Source organism: Aquimarina algiphila (assembly GCF_007489275.1).
GTDB classification, from domain to species: domain Bacteria; phylum Bacteroidota; class Bacteroidia; order Flavobacteriales; family Flavobacteriaceae; genus Aquimarina; species Aquimarina algiphila.
Map to the genome: position 1 here is coordinate 1 of NZ_VLNR01000114.1, position 14,772 is coordinate 14,772.

At 32.5% G+C, this 14,772-nt stretch carries 20 protein-coding genes; 1 reads left to right on the plus strand and 19 read right to left on the minus strand.

Features of this window, described 5'->3' with window-relative positions:
* Nucleotides 1-200: 200 nt before the first annotated feature.
* Together FOF46_RS29370 and FOF46_RS29375 are read right to left on the minus strand one after the other, a co-directional pair.
* Entirely contained in the window at nucleotides 201-1,748 is a 1,548-nt protein-coding gene (locus FOF46_RS29370; protein WP_244299794.1) for a hypothetical protein, read from the minus strand.
* A complete protein-coding gene (locus FOF46_RS29375) occupies nucleotides 1,729-2,295 on the minus strand; it encodes a hypothetical protein (RefSeq protein ID WP_143919005.1) in 567 nt (188 codons plus the stop codon). The genes FOF46_RS29370 and FOF46_RS29375 overlap by 20 nt, the downstream gene beginning before the upstream one ends.
* A 469-nt stretch (nucleotides 2,296-2,764) precedes the next feature.
* On the opposite strand from FOF46_RS29375, the gene FOF46_RS31910 reads away from it, so the two are divergent.
* Entirely contained in the window at nucleotides 2,765-2,935 is a 171-nt protein-coding gene (locus FOF46_RS31910; RefSeq protein ID WP_167571999.1) for a hypothetical protein, read from the plus strand.
* Nucleotides 2,936-3,529: 594 nt separating this feature from the next.
* On the opposite strand, the gene FOF46_RS29385 is transcribed toward FOF46_RS31910, so the two are convergent.
* The 17 genes from FOF46_RS29385 to FOF46_RS29465 all read right to left on the minus strand — a co-directional run bounded on the left by FOF46_RS29385 (nucleotide 3,530) and on the right by FOF46_RS29465 (nucleotide 14,569).
* Nucleotides 3,530-4,351 (minus strand): DNA adenine methylase, encoded by an 822-nt coding sequence (locus FOF46_RS29385; protein ID WP_143919007.1) that lies wholly within the window; start codon nucleotides 4,349-4,351, stop codon nucleotides 3,530-3,532.
* A gap of 60 nt (nucleotides 4,352-4,411) precedes the next feature.
* Nucleotides 4,412-4,585 carry a DNA adenine methylase gene (locus FOF46_RS29390; RefSeq protein WP_244299796.1) on the minus strand — a complete coding sequence of 58 codons (174 nt, stop codon included), beginning with the start codon at nucleotides 4,583-4,585 and terminating at the stop codon, nucleotides 4,412-4,414.
* 12 nt (nucleotides 4,586-4,597) lie between these two features.
* The gene (locus FOF46_RS29395; RefSeq protein WP_143919008.1) at nucleotides 4,598-5,329 is read right to left on the minus strand and encodes a hypothetical protein; all 732 of its coding nucleotides are present in this window, start codon (nucleotides 5,327-5,329) and stop codon (nucleotides 4,598-4,600) included.
* A gap of 103 nt (nucleotides 5,330-5,432) precedes the next feature.
* Entirely contained in the window at nucleotides 5,433-5,732 is a 300-nt protein-coding gene (locus FOF46_RS29400; protein ID WP_143919009.1) for a hypothetical protein, read from the minus strand.
* A complete protein-coding gene (locus FOF46_RS29405; RefSeq protein WP_143919010.1) occupies nucleotides 5,707-6,291 on the minus strand; it encodes a hypothetical protein in 585 nt (194 codons plus the stop codon). The genes FOF46_RS29400 and FOF46_RS29405 overlap by 26 nt, the downstream gene beginning before the upstream one ends.
* Nucleotides 6,292-6,293: 2 nt before the next feature.
* Complete coding sequence (locus tag FOF46_RS29410; RefSeq protein ID WP_143919011.1) at nucleotides 6,294-6,893, minus strand: hypothetical protein; 600 nt, start codon at nucleotides 6,891-6,893, stop codon at nucleotides 6,294-6,296.
* A gap of 4 nt (nucleotides 6,894-6,897) precedes the next feature.
* On the minus strand, nucleotides 6,898-7,944 hold the full coding sequence (locus tag FOF46_RS29415) for a hypothetical protein (protein WP_143919012.1): 1,047 nt from the start codon (nucleotides 7,942-7,944) through the stop codon (nucleotides 6,898-6,900).
* Nucleotides 7,945-7,946: 2 nt separating this feature from the next.
* Nucleotides 7,947-9,275: a S49 family peptidase gene (locus FOF46_RS29420; protein ID WP_143919013.1), complete on the minus strand. Its 1,329-nt coding sequence runs from the start codon at nucleotides 9,273-9,275 to the stop codon at nucleotides 7,947-7,949.
* Nucleotides 9,276-9,338: 63 nt separating this feature from the next.
* Nucleotides 9,339-9,851 carry a hypothetical protein gene (locus FOF46_RS29425; protein WP_143919014.1) on the minus strand — a complete coding sequence of 171 codons (513 nt, stop codon included), beginning with the start codon at nucleotides 9,849-9,851 and terminating at the stop codon, nucleotides 9,339-9,341.
* Nucleotides 9,852-9,970: 119 nt separating this feature from the next.
* Nucleotides 9,971-10,471 (minus strand): hypothetical protein, encoded by a 501-nt coding sequence (locus FOF46_RS29430; RefSeq protein ID WP_143919015.1) that lies wholly within the window; start codon nucleotides 10,469-10,471, stop codon nucleotides 9,971-9,973.
* Between the two features lie 500 nt (nucleotides 10,472-10,971).
* Nucleotides 10,972-11,190 (minus strand): hypothetical protein, encoded by a 219-nt coding sequence (locus FOF46_RS29435; protein WP_143919016.1) that lies wholly within the window; start codon nucleotides 11,188-11,190, stop codon nucleotides 10,972-10,974.
* A gap of 319 nt (nucleotides 11,191-11,509) precedes the next feature.
* A complete protein-coding gene (locus tag FOF46_RS29440; RefSeq protein WP_143919017.1) occupies nucleotides 11,510-11,737 on the minus strand; it encodes a hypothetical protein in 228 nt (75 codons plus the stop codon).
* A 187-nt stretch (nucleotides 11,738-11,924) separates the two neighbouring features.
* Entirely contained in the window at nucleotides 11,925-12,458 is a 534-nt protein-coding gene (locus tag FOF46_RS29445) for a hypothetical protein (RefSeq protein WP_143919018.1), read from the minus strand.
* Between the two features lie 5 nt (nucleotides 12,459-12,463).
* Nucleotides 12,464-12,916, minus strand: a complete 453-nt coding sequence (locus FOF46_RS29450; RefSeq protein WP_143919019.1) for a hypothetical protein — start codon at nucleotides 12,914-12,916, stop codon at nucleotides 12,464-12,466.
* A gap of 25 nt (nucleotides 12,917-12,941) precedes the next feature.
* Nucleotides 12,942-13,280: a DUF2528 family protein gene (locus tag FOF46_RS29455; RefSeq protein ID WP_167572000.1), complete on the minus strand. Its 339-nt coding sequence runs from the start codon at nucleotides 13,278-13,280 to the stop codon at nucleotides 12,942-12,944.
* Between the two features lie 43 nt (nucleotides 13,281-13,323).
* Nucleotides 13,324-13,620 (minus strand): hypothetical protein, encoded by a 297-nt coding sequence (locus FOF46_RS29460; protein ID WP_143919021.1) that lies wholly within the window; start codon nucleotides 13,618-13,620, stop codon nucleotides 13,324-13,326.
* Nucleotides 13,598-14,569, minus strand: a complete 972-nt coding sequence (locus FOF46_RS29465) for an RNA-directed DNA polymerase (protein WP_143919022.1) — start codon at nucleotides 14,567-14,569, stop codon at nucleotides 13,598-13,600. Before FOF46_RS29465 ends, FOF46_RS29460 begins: the two co-directional genes overlap by 23 nt.
* Nucleotides 14,570-14,772 lie beyond the last annotated feature (203 nt).

Genomic DNA, 14,772 nt, shown 5'->3' on the forward strand with positions numbered 1-14,772 from the left:
AACAGCCCATAGCGCCGCATCCTATAGAGAATCTTCACTTTCCCTTACCTAAATCGACCGATATATGAATTTAACTTCTGGATCTGTGCAAATCAGGACCCCATACACACCATGCCTAAATGACCAAGTATCCTAAAAAAACAAACATCCCTATACGCATGATGCATATAGGGATGATAGTGTAATAGGTAGAGTATTGGTTACTTCACAAATAGTGGTATACCTTCACCTTTACTACGATTACCAGTGATCAATCGAAGTACCTTGTCTTTATATCTCCAATATATTGGCAAGTCAAAAGCATCAGAAAAGTGGGTGGCATGTTCTTGAGGAATAACCTTAGAGCGCTCACTACGCTTATCCTTTTCAATACCGTTCTTCCCTTCTTTAGCAGGTGCAGATTCTAAGGATACTGTGAGATCTCTACAATTATGTTTGTTGATTCCAACATGTGGTAGTCCGTGTTTACCCCCATTCTTTAGCAAGAAATTAATCACCACAAACTTTTCATTATGCGGTGGGTCTAATGATGGTGGAGTTTTTACAACAACCTTCCATCCGGCCTGCTTTAGACAATTAATAGCCTGTTGTGCTAAGGTTATTCTACTACCTGCCCTACGACTATTACCATTTCTATCATAATACAAGTGAATCTCTTTCTTTCCATGACTGGCATAGTAAGGAGCAAACTCCTCATTAATCAGATCATCAATAATTTTAGGGCTCTTTACCCAAAAGGTCTTCAAACATTTATAATCTCTTCCCGTATCCTGTGATACTATCATTGAATTGAATACTCCCCAATCCAAAGCAACAATCAGCGGTTTTGTATTAATCCTATCCTTGTCTTGTTTGCAATCAAAAGAAGCTTTGGTAGCAGCTACCCCAATAGATTCTAAATATCCATTATCAAAGTCCTCATAATAATGCTTCTCCTTATCCAATTGAGGATAAAAACTGGTTAAGTTGAAATTGGGGCGAATGTTGAGAATCTCTGCATTGTAATGCATTTTTGAAGGAGCCTTATCCATCATGCGATCAAACCAATCTTTGTCAAGATTTTGAGCGTTAGCAAAAGCATTTGCTTTTATAAAAAGATGCTTTTCAGGGTTTCTCATCTTTGGATTTAATCCTTTATGCGCATCAATAATTTCTTGTTCCTTATTTGCAAACCATTTTCCTTCCTGAGTCATTGGAGTGGAGGATGCGAATATCTCAGCATTTAACAATTTACTCTTTTCAAACTCTACCTTCTTTGCTCTATTGGTCGTTTGAACATTATTAAACAGTTTTTCCGGATTCATAAGTGCTGCCTCGTCTCCAACAACGATATAAGAATTGATCCCACGTCCACTATTAGGATTATCCAAAGCTACTAGTATTAATATGAAACCATTTCTGAAATGAATGACATTCTCCCACTTACTTGGCGCCTGAAAAGGCATAGCAAACCCTAATTTCTTACCATGACGACCCACCACATAATCAATGCTCTGGTAGAATCCAAACATGGACAGTCCCTCTTTTGTGGAGGGCAAGGTTCTGGATAACATTTGTTGGTAGGTTTGCCCAACCAATACTCCAGTTGCCCTAGGTAATTGATAGGCAGCATCTTTGATCACCCAGCCTAAAATAGTAGACTTACCAGTCCCCCTGGCCCATTCTAAAAACAGATATTTGATTCCCAACTCCAAAGCCTCAATAGCGGTCATTTGTGGAGCATTGACATTAACCTTCTTCTTCTCCATCTTTTACCTCTTTAAATTCTACATCTTCTATATTGGGATAGGAATTAAAATCAACACTTCCTTTATTGAATTGTTGATGCATAAACTTACGCACACCACGATCAACTATAACATTATACTGATGCGCTTTTAGTTCACCCTCCTCAAGAGCCATTTTCTCCGAGAAATCAAACATTTTATAATACTCATCCAATATTTTGTTGGCGAGTTCTATGTTTTTCTCATCTCGTGCCTGTTGGTACAGGCTCCACTTATGCTCCAGGATAATACGTTTTTCTGCTTTTAGATCAGTCATATCAAGCTCACCAAACACATACATGGCTTTATGATAAATTCGGTAACAGGTAGCTTGACTAACTCCATATTCTTTCTGGAGATGTTCGATGGTTTGTGATGGGGAATATCCACCCTCAAGACGAAGAGTATAAGCAAAACGAATTTGCTGTTTTACCTCTTCTTGTTTAGCGGTAAGTATTATTTCATCATCCAGAAAGGATGCTTTTATCTTTTGTATAGGAGAGTCCTGGTTAAACTTGACTAACGACATCTATTGCATTTTGATGCAANAGATGTTCGATGGTTTGTGATGGGGAATATCCACCCTCAAGACGAAGAGTATAAGCAAAACGAATTTGCTGTTTTACCTCTTCTTGTTTAGCGGTAAGTATTATTTCATCATCCAGAAAGGATGCTTTTATCTTTTGTATAGGAGAGTCCTGGTTAAACTTGACTAACGACATCTATTGCATTTTGATGCAATATCAATTGATGTTGATTTTTAAAAAAGGACAGTAAAATATTTAAAGCTGACTACAAGCTACATTCTACTAATATTCTAATGGATCTTGTAAATCCAATCAATAAATTAGTAATTTAAGAATGTATTTACCGACTAATATCGCATAGATTTAACCTATTGAAAACATGTACACTATAAATACATAATATGTACATCATATATATTAATTGATATACTTATTATATTTTTGTTATATATTATTAATTAATCGTAAGCCATGAATAATAAAACACTTTTTAAAACAAGCGAGTTTATATCTTCTCTTCAAAGTAATGGTGTAGAAGTTACGGTTAATGATAATCCTAATTCATCTACACTTAATAGAATTAAAAGATTAATAAAAAATAAAGAAATGTTATTTAATTTTCAAAAATCTTTATTTAATTAATTCTTATTTTCTTAATGCAAATTATTGAAGAAACTACGGCATTAGGTATTCCTTTTTGTCATTTTAAAACAGCTCAACATTCAAATCAGTACAATATAACTTTTACTAAAGGAGATAGTAAAAATCAATACGAAGTACATCTTATTCCCTTAAATATAAAAAATAAAGATAACAAGATTTTATTTGATAAAGACTTAAGAAATTTTGTTTGTGACAAAATTTATGACTTTATCGAAAAATACAATTGTGAAGTTTATTTTAGTTTAAATTGTGTTGGACTAGGTAATGAATACCTTCTTTGGAAATTTATTAGGTGGATGAATTGTTATAAAAACAAAATAAACATAAAAAGTCAAGTAACTATAAGTAAGGACAACACTATAAGATTCTTCGAATTTTTTATCAATAAATAACCACTTTCCATTAATTGACACATTGATAGTACTATTTTCTTTACTATTAATAATTATTTACAACTATATTTGTCACGTCACATCCTACAGCAATACAGTTAAAATTTTATCCAGACGGGCAACCGTAAGGTTAAAGCTGTATTGCTTTTTGTAGATGTGACAATTGACAAACCCGTCTGGTTTAAATTATAGGATAATTGGAGGTTAGTACTTCGGTTTTTCTTTTCCTCTTGGTAATTTTTGATCCATTACCAACGCTCAAAGGTTTATCTATAGCTCTGGTATACAAATCATATTTATCTATATACTCATTCAAGACTTCACTCGGATATGTACTCAATAAAAATTTTCCTTTCATACTAACTAATGCATCTAAATCTCTTCTAAAATGTTCATGAGTATACCCTCCATAATGCCCTTGGTTAGAATCGATATAAGGAGGGTCTGCATACACAAAAGTATCATCAGAATCTCTACTCATAATCACTTTACTTGCTTCATTACATTCTACTTGTGTATTACGCAATCTATCAGCAAGCTCTTCTTTAAAAGCTTCTACCTTATTTGCTATGGTATGCGCTCTTTTTTCTCTGTCATATCCCCAGTTTCCAATCTTACAACTAAATCCCTGGTTAGTAACTACCCAAAAAGCCCAAGCTCTAATATTACGATCAAATAAATGGGGTAACTTATAAATCACTAAAGCCTGCTTATAGGTTTCTCTGCTATGTAATGTTACCTCGATCTTTTCTCTAAGATTAAAAAAATCATGCTTTAGTACTTCATAAAAATTGGTAATGTTTCCATTTACATCATTAATCACCTCACATTTTACAGGAGGTTTTGACCAGAAGACGGCTCCTCCTCCAAAAAAAGGTTCTACATAAATTTTATGCTCAGGAATTAAAGGAAGAATATGCTTTAGCATAGATTGTTTTCCCCCATAATAACTGATAGGAGTTTTAACTTTTGTAAGCCCTGGAAAAACTGTCACATCTTTCATAAATAATTTGTTTTACTCGTTAATTGGAGATTCCTATGAAATTGACCCGGGTATTCCTGTTTAAATAGAGCATAGCAAAACAGTTCCNGCTCCTCCTCCAAAAAAAGGTTCTACATAAATTTTATGCTCAGGAATTAAAGGAAGAATATGCTTTAGCATAGATTGTTTTCCCCCATAATAACTGATAGGAGTTTTAACTTTTGTAAGCCCTGGAAAAACTGTCACATCTTTCATAAATAATTTGTTTTACTCGTTAATAATTAATTCACTTAATTTTTCTATCTCAATATTGATTTGTGTTATTTTTTCTTTTTTTGAATCAATTTTTGATTGTAGTGCCAATCTCTTTTCTATTGGAGTACTAGGTAGTTCTGACTGTAATTTCTCTAGTGTTTTTTGTCGTTTGCTTCTGGACTGATACAAACGTTGTCTGGTTTTAAATAATTCCAGATTAGACAAATTGCTAAAATCACGTCCTGTAGGCATTATTTGCTTATGTTCTATATAATAATCCAACTCCTTCCAAATACTATCGATAAGGGTCGTTAAATTCATAATCTTAACAATGATCGCTAATGCTTTCTCTTCCTCATCTTCTGGTAATGAATTCAATGTCTTTTTAAGTTCCCAACGCTCATAGTATGCTTTGTTCTTTTGAGCAAATCGATCCCGCAGTTTTGCATAAGGAAGCATTGCCATAGTGATCCTGGTATTTGATTTTTTTAAACTTGAGGTTTTTAAGTTTTCAGTATGCTCTATAGTAGTAATCTTAGATGCAACTTTTATAGGCTTAGGAACAACTTCGATAGTCCTATTCCTATACTTATTTAATTCATATTTGAGCGCTGCTAAATTGCGTTGCGTATCCTTACTATTTTTTAGTCTCAAATACATTCTTTTATTAGGACCACATGAAGCACTTAATAACTCCAAACCTTCAGCATAACTACCTTTATTTAAAAACCATTGTTCAATCATATATCAAAAATCTAACTATGCTATAAGGAGTAAAAGGACATTAAAAAACCCTCCTTGTATTTGAAGGAGGGTTTCACATTAAAATGGCTCAAAAAAAGAAAAATCACAACTCTTTTATTCTCTTGGAATCTGGTTTTGATGCTTTTAAGATTTCAATTTCTTCAGGACTTGTAGCTTTTTTTATTAGCTTCAAGATGGTGTCTACTTTCTCTTTTGAAAGTACAGCTTCAGCTCCTGATATGGGTTTGATATATGGAAAATTTATATCCTTATACCATTCCAGTGCTTGTTCATTGGTGAAAGGCTTGGTAAGATCAATTTTACCAAGCCTTGGATTGATGTAGATTTTGGGGGCACCTACAACTTCAAAACAAATATTATGGGGTTGGTGGGGCTGGAGCATCAGTTATAAGTGTTATGTTTCCTTCGTATATTGGAGCAATATTACCAGTAGAATCACTAATGGTAATCTGAATTCCGTTATCATCATCAGGACCCTTACCACTAGTAGCTGCCACAGTATCCATATAAGCCGGAGATTTTACAGAACCTATTACTCTATGACGTCCGGTATTCTCTAAAACTACCATCACCATAGGAACATTACGATAGATCTGAACAAAACCTAAATTTCCCTTGTTATTATTAGACACATAGAAATCAAACATATTCTTTGCTTTCTTGTTTCCTTTATTTCCGCCTAATTCATTTTTTACTTCTCCGGTCTCAGTCTGTACAGTCATTTGGAAAAAACCACGATCGGTTTTAAATACAATATCATCACTAAGAACCACAGCCTTATCCAAGGTAAACCCAGCTTCTCCGATTTTTAATGTCTCTGGAAAGGTATCGATATCATAAACCGAACAGGCGAATACCTGAGTTTCACTTACTCCCGATGCAATATCCTCATTTACATATTGCGGAAGGTTTTCTATTGGTAAATCTTTAAACTCACTCATAATTAATCGTTGAATATTTGTTCTACATAAGCACTATTACCAAAAACAAGCTGCTCCATAGCTTCACTGTCTTGTAACCACTCTTCTTTTGTTTTTATCTGATTGTTGAATCTGAATTTCTCTGGAGCAAAACTTGAAAACACATACTTTCGACCTTGATCATCTTCGTAGTATTCTTTTACTTGATTTTCGTTTTCATCTTCATCTCCCGAATTTGTTAAGACTTCTTCCGGAACATTCAAAGCTTTCTTTATAGCCAATTCTGCATCATTCTTTTGATCCCCTAAATTCTTCACCAACTGATCAGTAGCATTCGGAGCTTCAATAGGTTTAATTTCAAATTCCTGCCCTTCAGGCTTTTCATTATCCTCTAAAACTTCTGACTTACTTTCAGATTCAATCGGAACATTTGCAGTGTCTGCCTCTTGTCCCTTTGTTTGCTGTGCTTCTGAATTCATATTTTCATTAGTCACATTATCTTTTGCAACCTCTAATGCCTTCTTGGCTTTTGATACTGCTTTTTTTAGATCGTTATAAGCTAAAGAATCGGCATTTTCTATACCGAGTTCTTTAGCTACTACTAATAATTCTTCTTTATTCATAATATTATAAATTTGGAATCCCTGGAGAAGTTATTTTAGTGTATTCTTGTGGATAATACAGTTTGTTCAGTTCAGCGTCACCTAGACCTCGCTCTGTAAAAAGAGTCCCATTACTAGATCCTACAATAACCAATTCATTGATAGCAAAATCATAACCTAATGTGAATTCACCCATAACGTGTAATTCATAATGAAATTTCTGAATATCAGTAATGGTAGCTGGATTTTGGATCACATCAGTAAGCCGCATTAAATTACGGTTTACCCAAGCAACAAAAACGTTATCACTCAAACCATTAAGTTTCACTATTTTTTTACCTAGCAATGGAGAATACATAAAATCATCTTTTTTGAATCCTGTATTCTGGCTGTGGTTCTCAATATGATGTTCTTTTAGTCTCATATAGGTTCTATGAGATACATAAATAGCATCCATTAAGTTCACATAATCTTTAGGGATTCCCTTCTCCCATTCCTTTAAAACATCCCTAACATTAATATCGGTAATAACGTCAATCGGGATTTTATAATAAGGGTTTTCAGTATTAGAAGCATTCCTTGCCAAAGTAGTATTCAAACCATCCATAGAGAATCCAAAAACAGGAGGATCTGCTAAAGCTTGAGCTGGATCATTAATCCCACTCATAGATAAAAATTCAACATCAGATATAATCTTTTCTGAAAGCATAGTCTTCATAATATGCTGAGAAATAGACTTATCTTTTAATTCTTTTCCTTCATCATACTTCTGCTCAATCCAAGAACCTAATACTTCGGCAGGTTTTATAATAAAATTCACCTTTTGGTGATAATCCTTGCTTAATTTACCTCTTAACTGAACATCACCCATTGGTGTCCATTTGGAGCTAAAAGCCTGAACGACATTACCCATTAACCCATTAACTGTAGCATATTGACCTCTAATCTTAGGAACTAGTCTTGCATACTTGTTTAAGGTGATTTCTTTTCCTAAAATAGCAGAATTTAAAATCTTAGGATTTTGGTTTACAAAACGTTCTGTCTCGTTTTGAATTTGATTAATGTCTATCATAATTATAAACTTTTATATAGTTGATTATGGCCATCGTTAGAATTAACGATAGTGTCTTGTTCCTCTGGATTTCTGTCCCCACCAGAAATAACTGTAGTTCCAGTTGCACCTGGTTGAGCTCCGTATTCTTTTACTTTTTCACCAAGTAACTTAACAGATGCTTCCGTATCTTCTCCAGCTTCCAAATCAGCAGTGGCCAGTGCATCAGTTACAGAACCTTGAATAGATGTTACTGTAGCTTCTAAAGTATTTATAGTAACAATTTTTGTTGCTATGATATCCTTTTCGCTTTTTAAAGCTGCATCGTGACCCTCAAGTTTTTGCTCCAAGTCATCTAATTGAGCCTCAGTAAGAAATACACCTTTCTTACCTGTTAGAATTTTAGAAGACAATTGAAGGTCTTCCTGACCAATAACAGCTGCTATCTGGTCAAACTTTTTATTTTCTTTTGACATATCCGGATTATTTTGATTTTGATTGTTTTGTTCTGCGAGTTCAAAAATTCTATCGATTGCATTTTGCTTAGTACCAATTGTATCAATTAGCCCAAGTTCCTTGGCTTGATTAATATCTGAGGTATGATGACCATTAAGGTTTTCTTTTTTAACCTGAGGTCTATATTCTAATACATGATTGTGAAATACTTCATTAATAGGGTCTAACTCTTCCTTGATCATAGCGGTTAGATCACCATCTTTGGCTTTTCTAAACGCATTATTTTTATGTGTTGATTTTGAAGCATATACCTCTATAACTTTGGCTCCTAATTTTTCGTAATATCCATCCAAATCAAGATATTTAATCATGGTACCAATACTTCCAATACAATCGGCATTTTCATTTGCGAATATCTCTTTTGATCCGGAAGCCAGATAATATGCTGCACTGCAAATCATCCCATCAGTATATGAAACTACTGGCTTATTATAGTTATGGATAAATTTTGCAAATTCACCTGTACCTGATACCTGACCACCTCCAGAATCAAAATCAAGCAGAACACCAACAATAGAATCATCCTTAGACCACTTATCCATTCTTGACATCATGGCTTTTGTTCCTGTAGGTCCGCAAAACTGTGAATATTTTAGAATAGGACCTTTAATACTCAAGACAGCAACATACTTTTTATCTTCTTCTTCGGGTACTTCTGAAACAATACCATTTGCTGTGATATAATTAAAGGCTACAGGTTTTGTTGTATCAGCTTTAGGTAATTTTCCCTTTTGAAGAATACTAATAAGATATGGTGCTAAAGAATTAGCAAACTGATCATCGATCATCCATTTACCCCCTAATAAAGAGTGAAGGTTATTTATATTATTGCCCATGTATACTGTACCTAGAATTATTAAGTACAATATTATGACTGGTTTATCCTTATAAAAAGGACACTAAAGCGAAGTCGCAAGCCATGAAGCCAAACGTGAAGGACTATAGAAATCCACAGTATTAATAACCTTATAACTATGATAGGTATCACCTTTTACAATTATCTCATGCCCTATTAATTGAATATTGTCCAGAGATTCAACATCTTTATAAGAAAAACTCAAGGGTTGGTTTCTATTGCCATACACATGAATCGTACCTCCTGTGGTTTCTAAACAAGGTATTACCAAACCATTATCATAAGAGTCCAACATTTTTCTAATCTCCTCATTTTGCTCATTAATATGTAATGCAATTCTATGAGACCAACTTGCTCCAGATTTTCCTTCTTTTTGACCAGAAGCAATTCTTACATTCTCAGGTAATACCGATACTTTTAAATAATCCTCGGAAAACTCTAATCCTGAGGATGAATTTTTAAGAACTTCACTTAAAGAAAAAGGAGTACTATCACTAAATAAAAAATGAACTGTTTTTATGGTTTTCGTAAATGGATTATTATTTGAAATTTTCATGGATTACTTCATTATGTATTTAAGTGAAATTTTTATCTTTTTTCTTGACTTGTATTTTTTTACCGGACAAATTGCCCAAAATTAAAGGACAAATTGCCCAAACTATTTTTAGTTAATTTTTAGTTAAAAAAATCATAAGAAGAAGGTTTTCTATTTTTTAAAGAATTTGGTTTTGAACGTTTATTCTTGGTGTATCTTTTTTTACGATCATAATCTCTATACAAGGATTCGAAATTAATATCGCTTTCAGTAATTCCTATTTCATATAATCCTTGCAACATAGCCTCCTTAGCACTTTCAAAACCTAGTTTTTTATGTATATTCATTAAAAAATGTAATTGATTACGAAATACAGAATCTATTCCTTTATCTAACGACAAACAATCTTCCCATTTAACATGCCTTCCTAATCTATTAATGTTGTCCTCAGTAAGCTTGATTGAATATGTTGTATCTAAGCGTACCTTTTCTCTTAATCGATATCCTCTTTGAAATACTCCAAAAATAATACGACCTAAAAAATCATTCTTGGAAAATGTATATTGCTTTCCAAATGTATACTCCAGGTACTTTTTTACATGAAGTGATACCGGAATTTCCTTAGTGATGTGCTTACTCATTTTACCTCTTGTTTTCATAGGTAAAAATAAGGTTTTTCTATTTATTAATAGATTTTATCTATTAAAATTAACTCAATAATAGCTTAAACTTATACATAAGTACTATATCTATTCATCAAGTAGAAAAATGTAACCGTTCCCGTGTAACTGGGTTTGTATTTTTCTGTAACCTTGTAACCTTTCTAAGGAACAACGTATAAAGCATTGATTAAAAAGAAATTACAAGGTTACATTTTTATTTCTTTATCCTGTAACTATCAGTTTTTAATAAAAATCCATTTGTAACCGGAGTTTATATATTGTTATTAGTTACATTTTTTTTGTAACCTTTAAAGTTAAGTTACAAAAGACAATAATAACTTGTAACCATATAAATTTCTTATTTACAGCATTTTAAATGAAATTTTCATTAAAGGTTACAAGGTTACAGATTTTTATAAATTGTAGATATAGAGGGGGAGGGAGAAAAAACAAGGAATCTGTCGGTAAAAAAGAATAGGCTAACTCCACTCAAATTTATATTGAAACAGATTGTTAGAAATCAAATGCAACTTATTCTCCATTACTTTGATTCCTTGATCTTCAAAACTATTTCTTAAGCTATCACTAATTGGAACCTCTACACTAATGGTAACTAATCCTTTTGTCTGATTCAACTTAACATCAATAATCCGTTTAAGCACATCAATATCTATTGATTTTCTATAACCAAGATTCATAATACCTACAATTACTTTTTTCCCTAACGTAAATCTAATAATTTTTAAAACCCTCCAGATATAATACCTGGAGGGTTTTAGTTAAAATGACAAAAAACAAAAAAAGAGGGGCATCTATATCTTTCGGCCACAATTAAGGCAATACTTACTCTGTGGAGTTAATAATCTCTTTGGATTGCATATACATAGGTTATGCTTTCTAGCTCTATACTTCCGGAGTTGATGTTTAAGCCACTCTATCATAAATCAAATTTACAATAGAGTTATTTTGTTTCCTTGCGGATTTCCGCATAGAGGAGAATTAAATTTGTTGTACATATTACTGTTTTTTGTTTGCTATATCCAATAGCTGTTTATCTTTCTGTTCAATCCAAAACATACTGTCTTTTGAATATATTGAATTAAAAAAAGATAACATCTGATTATAAAGATTAGATTTCTTATCTACATTATTGAAAAATAATTCTGTGTATTTCAGCAGTTTTTGTATCTCTTCTGAAGACAAGCTTATTATTTCTTTGTCTCTACATATTAAAAAATTTGCCATACTTATTTGTGTCGTTATTTATAATACAAATTTTCAATAATTTTGTATTTCTAACAATAGTCAGTTTTGAGGGTTTTTATAGACAGTTTTGGGGATTAAACCACTTCCTTAACATACACCAATTTATGAATTCAACAGATCATATTATTGCGGTTTTCCACATTATAGTGTTTTATTTAAGTGTTTTCTAATATTTTAAGTCTGTCCAATGGATTATTTTACCCGTAAAATCCTTGTTAAACCACCAACAAAATTTTTGTACATCTGTAAACCCATCATTAATAGCTAATTTCTCCACTTCCTCCAAAGTAAGTGGTCTGCCATCAATTTTAACAACCGGTTCCATGCAATACAAATCGGATAATTTTTCATCTGAATAAATTATTTCGATTTCTTGAACACCTGTACACATTAAAACAGGTGCAAACTGAAATGTCTTAGATCGATAAGGCGATCCTGTCCAAATTTTGAAATGAATATCCATACCAGATTTCCAACGATTGTTTTTATCCCATCTTATAGTATGTGGTTTTTGTCGCTCAGAACATAAAAATTGTAGTCCTGTTGTCTCATAATATCTACGCTCATAATCGGTGATTTCATCGGCTGTAATCAAACCATTATGATATAATGAATTAAGGATTTGAGGAACAAAAACCGTTTGTTCTCCTTTAAGTTTTCCCATCTTATCTGGCCAAGTAGTAGAACAATGTAAATTCATAATTTTTATTTTTTATTAAATGGGTCAGTTATATCACAATCGGGGCAATAATCTGCATCATATCTCTTCACATAATAAGCGTTTTTGTGTTTACAATGTTCACGCGAATTATGATACCTTTCTAGAGTTTTAAACCTCTCTAATTCTCTATACTTAAACGGTTCATCAATATGAATCGTAACATGCCATAAAGCTCTTACTATGGCTAATTTCATCGTTTTATGGTGCCCATTAATTCCATTATCCCAAAGCACTTCCCTAAAAATAAATCCTTGCTCTTCTTTTACTAATCTATATTCGTTAAAATATACTCCATCCCTTTTTATGATATCATATGAAAGTCCGGTACATTTAGAAGTGTCGGCTTTTCTTGATATCGCTTTTATCCTGTGGTGAGATACTCCAAATAATTGAGAATATCCTTTAACCGTTGTCTTAGGTATTAATTTTATTTCCATAACTGAGGTATTATTTTTTATTTGTTTATCTCTCCAATAACTCCAGTTCTGATTCTTCAATCTCCAAACCTTCTACATATATTAGTTTGATTCCATATACTCCGTTTAGCTCTGGATATCCCTCTGCTTCCTTAAAGTCGCTTAATACACCTATAAGATTATGACTATTATGAGTAGCGAATTTTATGGCAGACAATGCATATTTTTTCGCCAATTCATCATAAACATCATTCTCATTATCCCAATCCCATGCAAAAAAATTAAGCAGCTGGGTAGCATCATCTTTTGATAGTACATCTGTATCTATTTCAAGTGTAGCATATGCACTTCCAAAATCATATGCGTATTTATATGTTCTAATCATAATTTTAGTTTTCTTTAAATTTATATTCGTTTTATAAGCTTGCTTAAGTAAACTCAAAATATTCATTATCATTCACTATTGTTGTCTCAAATGGAAACCTATCCTTGGGTACGCTCTCGATCTGTTGTATCAAAATTGTAGATCCAGTAAAAATTATTCGTTTCTCATTATCCTTTTCAATTTGCAATGTCAAACACTTAGTGTTTTCCTTGTGTTTGGAGTTTTCTATTTTATAATCCAAAACTTGTATCGGAATATTAAAAACTCTTTTAATTGGTATCTTGTCGCCTGTAAAATTGATTACTCTTGGTTTAATATTAAAATCTTTGAAATTGTTCATCTGGAAGAAGTTTTTTGGTTAAGTGTATCCCATTACAATGTTTTAACCACCCCAAATACGAAGCCTTTGATCTGGTATTAGGGTTCTTTTTTAGCTTCCTTGCAAAATTTTTCTTGATTCGTTTTCTTAGTAAAACATGAGTGTGATAGAATACATACCCAACAAAGTCAATACCTCTTGATTTTACTGGAAAAATCTGATAGTTATCCTTAATCTCGAGATGAAGATTATTCCTTAAGTAATTCTTTATATCATAACATATGTTATGTAGATAAGGTTTTTCACTATGTAATATCACTATGTCATCAGCATATCTGAAATAGTATTTTACTTTCTTTTCTTCTTTTATCCAATGATCAAAATAGGTGAGATAAAAGTTGGCAAAATATTGACTTAAATAGTTCCCAATTGGCAATCCTTCTGCACTATCGATTATCTCATCTAATAACCATAACAGATCCTGGTCCTTAAATTTTCTTCTTAACAATAGCTTTAGAATTCGATGATCAATATTCGGGTAAAACTTCTTTATATCTAATTTTAAACAATATGTTGTTTCATTGGCATTCTTAAGTGTTGTTTTTAGTCTTCTTAGTAGTAAATGAATACCTCTATTTTTAATACAACTATATGTATCTGCTGTAAATGTGGATACAAAAATAGGTTCAAGTACATTCATAATAGCATGATGAGTAATTCTATCCGGAAAATAGGGTAATCGATATACTTCACGCTCCTTTGGCTCGTACACCTTGAAAATATCATACTTAGAGGTTTCGTATGTTTTTTCTTTTAACATCTTGTGTAATTTCAAAATATTAGCCTCTTTATTCAAGTTATGAAGTTGAACTCCGTATTGTTTTGATTTACCTTTCTGAGCCTTTTTATCAGCTTCAATAAGATTTTCAATGCTAATTATTCTATTATATAAATTACCTATTCTTTTCATGCCTTTGCTTTAAAAAAGTCGCTTTCCATTCTTGTACCAACGCCTTCAATGGTTTGTATTTTTTTGCAATGTGTGCACGGTTTGTGATGTTAATATTTTACATAGGTGAGAGCTGACATTCGAATTCGTATTCCAGTTATCGTAGTCGTTGTACTGAAACCCTGAAGAACTCCGCTCAACACATCACACAACCTTTAATTCTA

Bases quoted from the DNA above. Each gene is read 5' to 3' on its own strand.
- FOF46_RS29370 (WP_244299794.1), bottom strand. From the start codon at position 1,748: ATGGAGAAGAAGAAGGTTAATGTCAATGCTCCACAAATGACCGCTATT.
- FOF46_RS29375 (WP_143919005.1), bottom strand. From the start codon at position 2,295: ATGTCGTTAGTCAAGTTTAACCAGGACTCTCCTATACAAAAGATAAAA.
- FOF46_RS31910 (WP_167571999.1), top strand. From the start codon at position 2,765: ATGAATAATAAAACACTTTTTAAAACAAGCGAGTTTATATCTTCTCTT.
- FOF46_RS29385 (WP_143919007.1), bottom strand. From the start codon at position 4,351: ATGAAAGATGTGACAGTTTTTCCAGGGCTTACAAAAGTTAAAACTCCT.
- FOF46_RS29395 (WP_143919008.1), bottom strand. From the start codon at position 5,329: ATGATTGAACAATGGTTTTTAAATAAAGGTAGTTATGCTGAAGGTTTG.
- FOF46_RS29400 (WP_143919009.1), bottom strand. From the start codon at position 5,732: ATGCTCCAGCCCCACCAACCCCATAATATTTGTTTTGAAGTTGTAGGT.
- FOF46_RS29405 (WP_143919010.1), bottom strand. From the start codon at position 6,291: ATGAGTGAGTTTAAAGATTTACCAATAGAAAACCTTCCGCAATATGTA.
- FOF46_RS29410 (WP_143919011.1), bottom strand. From the start codon at position 6,893: ATGAATAAAGAAGAATTATTAGTAGTAGCTAAAGAACTCGGTATAGAA.
- FOF46_RS29415 (WP_143919012.1), bottom strand. From the start codon at position 7,944: ATGATAGACATTAATCAAATTCAAAACGAGACAGAACGTTTTGTAAAC.
- FOF46_RS29420 (WP_143919013.1), bottom strand. From the start codon at position 9,275: ATGGGCAATAATATAAATAACCTTCACTCTTTATTAGGGGGTAAATGG.
- FOF46_RS29425 (WP_143919014.1), bottom strand. From the start codon at position 9,851: ATGAAAATTTCAAATAATAATCCATTTACGAAAACCATAAAAACAGTT.
- FOF46_RS29430 (WP_143919015.1), bottom strand. From the start codon at position 10,471: ATGAGTAAGCACATCACTAAGGAAATTCCGGTATCACTTCATGTAAAA.
- FOF46_RS29435 (WP_143919016.1), bottom strand. From the start codon at position 11,190: ATGAATCTTGGTTATAGAAAATCAATAGATATTGATGTGCTTAAACGG.
- FOF46_RS29440 (WP_143919017.1), bottom strand. From the start codon at position 11,737: ATGGCAAATTTTTTAATATGTAGAGACAAAGAAATAATAAGCTTGTCT.
- FOF46_RS29445 (WP_143919018.1), bottom strand. From the start codon at position 12,458: ATGAATTTACATTGTTCTACTACTTGGCCAGATAAGATGGGAAAACTT.
- FOF46_RS29450 (WP_143919019.1), bottom strand. From the start codon at position 12,916: ATGGAAATAAAATTAATACCTAAGACAACGGTTAAAGGATATTCTCAA.
- FOF46_RS29455 (WP_167572000.1), bottom strand. From the start codon at position 13,280: ATGATTAGAACATATAAATACGCATATGATTTTGGAAGTGCATATGCT.
- FOF46_RS29460 (WP_143919021.1), bottom strand. From the start codon at position 13,620: ATGAACAATTTCAAAGATTTTAATATTAAACCAAGAGTAATCAATTTT.
- FOF46_RS29465 (WP_143919022.1), bottom strand. From the start codon at position 14,569: ATGAAAAGAATAGGTAATTTATATAATAGAATAATTAGCATTGAAAAT.